The organism is Actinospica sp. (assembly GCF_035552695.1).
Taxonomy (GTDB): Bacteria; Actinomycetota; Actinomycetes; order Streptomycetales; family Catenulisporaceae; genus Actinospica.
The window spans coordinates 1-2833 of sequence record NZ_DASZKT010000075.1 but is presented as its reverse complement, the minus strand read 5'-3'; the positions used below and the strand labels follow the sequence as shown (position 1 = coordinate 2833).

The 2833-nt window shown below is 71.1% G+C and carries 3 protein-coding genes; all 3 read right to left on the bottom strand.

The features are described from left to right. Positions 1 to 371 (bottom strand): FAD binding domain-containing protein (locus VG296_RS10270; RefSeq protein ID WP_325565402.1); only part of this gene is annotated, 371 nt, incomplete at its 3' end. Between the two features lie 6 nt (positions 372 to 377). Next, positions 378 to 1157, bottom strand: a complete 780-nt coding sequence (locus VG296_RS10265; protein WP_325565401.1) for an enoyl-CoA hydratase/isomerase family protein — start codon at positions 1155 to 1157, stop codon at positions 378 to 380. Positions 1158 to 1194: 37 nt separating this feature from the next. Beyond that, positions 1195 to 2833 (bottom strand): xanthine dehydrogenase family protein molybdopterin-binding subunit (locus VG296_RS10260; protein WP_325565400.1); only part of this gene is annotated, 1639 nt, incomplete at its 5' end.

Genomic DNA, 2833 nt, shown 5'->3' with positions numbered 1-2833 from the left:
AGCTCGGCACCCGGGTCGGCGTGCGCCAGGGAGCCGCACACCGTGCCGCGGCTGCGCAGCTCCCGGTGGCCGACGAACGGCAGCGCCAGACCGAGCAGCGGGACGGTCGCGGCGCGGGTGTCGCGTTCAATCTGACGCTGCGTCACCGTCGCGCCGATCCGCAGCATTCCCTGTCTCAGCTCGATGCCGTCGAGACCGGGAACGGCGTTGATGTCCACCAACGTCCCGGGCCTGCTCAACCGCATGGCCAGCAGTGGGAGCAGTGACTGGCCACCCGCGAGGATCTTGCCGTCCTCGCCCGCGGCGGCGAGCTCGGCGATCGTGTCCTGCAGGGTCGCCGGCCGGACGTACGCGAAGGGGGCGGGCTTCATCGCCGCTCAGCGTCCCGTGAAGTGCGGCTTGCGCTTCTCACCGAACGCTTTCACGCCCTCGGCGAAGTCCTGGGTACCGCGCAGCATCGCGTAAGCCTTCCGCTCCAACTCGATGCCCGTGTACAGCGGCCCGTCGACGCCGCGGTCGAGCACCTCCTTGGCCGTGCGCAGCGCGGCGGGCGAGAAGGCGATCAGTTTGGTCACCAGTGCCTCGACCGCGCCGTCCAACGCCTCGCGGTCGGCGTGCAGTTCGGCGATCAGGCCCCAGTCGTGGGCCGCTGCCGCGCTGATCCGTTTCGCGGTCAGGATGTGGTACTTCGCCCGGGACAGGCCGATCAGCCGGGCCAGGCGTTGCGTGCCGCCGCTGCCGGGAATCATGCCGAGGTTGATCTCGGGCAGCGCGAACTCGCTGCGTTCGGTGGCCAGGCGGATGTCGCAGGAGAGCACGAGTTCCAGACCGACACCGAAGCAGTAGCCGTCAACGGCCGCCACGACCGGCTTCGGGCTTCGCGACGGCGCCGTGATGTCGTGCCCGAGCGCGGTGAGATCGATCGGGTCCACCTCCATGAACCCGGCGATGTCACCGCCCGAGGTGAAGTGCTTGCCGTCGGATCGGACGACCACGGCGCGCACGTGCTCGTCGCGGTCGATCTCGGCGAACCGCTGCGCCATCTTGGCGCGCATCTCCATCGTCACGACGGTGTACCCGCCGTGCGAGAGCGTGAGGTACGCGACCTGACCGTCGTGGCCGTGATCGAGAAGGACGTCACCACCGGTGGTGGGCATGTGCGGCTCCTGGGGATTTCGACGAGCGTTCGGACGTTCAGGTCGGGCGTTCGAGCAGGTCGTGCAGGACGCTGCCGTGCAGCGGCAGCCGGTCGATCGAAACCCCTCTGGGTGACAGTGCGTCAGAAATTGCGTTGGCCAACGCCACCGGGAAGCTCATCGAGCTGCCCTCGGCGCAGCCCTTCGCACCCAACGGCGTCAACGGCGAGGGGGTGGTGACGTGGTCGGTGACGAGCGGGAATGTGGCCTCGGCGGAGGTGGGACAGAGGTAGTCCAGGAAAGTGGCCGAGGTCGGCTGGCCGTCCTCGGCGTAGGTGAACTCCTCGAACAACGCGCCGCCCAGGGCATGGGCGAGCGCCCCGTGGACCTGCCCGTCGAGCAGGGTCTGGTCCAGCACGGTCCCGGAGTCGTGGACGCTGGAGACCCGGTCGATCGTGAGCTGGAGCGTCTCCGGGTCGATGTGTACCGCGACCACCTCGGCGACGAATCCGTAGCAGAGGCTGGAGTTTATGGTGTCGTCGAGCGCCGCCGCCCGGGACTGCGGCGGGGAGAACACGCCCTCCTCGTAGAGCCGCGCCGCGGTGCCCTCGGGCAGCGCGCCCGGATCCCAGTGCACGAGGCCGGCCGCGTGCCGGAACAGCACCGAGCGCTCAGGATCCGCCGTGCTGCGCACCGTGCCCCCCGCGAGCTCGAGGCAGTCCGGATCGACGTCGAGCAGCACGCTGCCGGCGGCTCGCAGGGTGGCCGCGATCCGGTCGCAGGCCCCCACCACCGCGCTGGTGACCAGCGGCGCGAAGCGCGAGGAGTAGCTGCCCGAGGTGACCGTCCACGGGGTCGTCGCGGTGTCCATCTCGACCACCACGTGCACACCGTCCAGGGGCAGTCCAAGGCGTGCGGCGGCCACCCGACGGGCCGTCGTGGCGTGGCCCTGGCCCTGCGGCACGCTGCCCAGCAGCACCGTCACGACGCCCTGCACATCGACGCTGACCCGGACGTGCTCGGCCGAGCCGGACTTGTCCCGCCCCGGCCGGCGTTCCGCGGCGGGGGTGGCCAAGCCGACGTAGCCGATGTTGGTGCCGGACGGGTCGACGACCGTGGCCACCCCGATGCCGTAGTACTCGCCGCGCCCACGGGCCTGCGCCTGCCGCACCCGAAGCTGGTCCAGATCCGCGCCCTTCACCGCGAGCAGCAGTGCCCGCTCGTAGTCCCCCGAGTCGTAGACCCCGCCGGTCGGGGTCCGGTAGGGAAAGGCGTCCGCCGGCACCAGGTTGCGCCGGCGCGCCTCCACCGCGTCCAGACCGGTGCGCGCGGCCACCGCGTCCATCAGCCGCTCGAGGCCGAAGTACAACTGTTGGCCACCGAAGCCCCGGTTCAAGCCGGTGGGCATCGTGTTGCTGACCACGGCGCGGGCCCGGATCTCGACCGCCGGGATGCGGTACGCCCCGGTGAAGTTGCCGTAGCACCGGTAGAGGGTGCTGGGCTCGGGCGGACGCAGGTAGGCGCCCACGTTGTCGAGCAGGTCGGCGCGCAACGCCGTGACCGTCCCGTCGCCGGCCACGGCCGCCTCGAAGCGCATCGAGCGGTCGGCCCCGCAGGAACTGGCCAGCAGGTGCTCGATGCGGTCCTCGCTCCACCGCACCGGGGTACCGGCATGCCTCGACGCGAGAGCCAGCAGC

What these genes read in the sequence shown, in the direction of transcription:
- VG296_RS10265 (WP_325565401.1), bottom strand. Translation starts at nt 1,157, where the DNA reads ATGCCCACCACCGGTGGTGACGTCCTTCTCGATCACGGCCACGACGGT.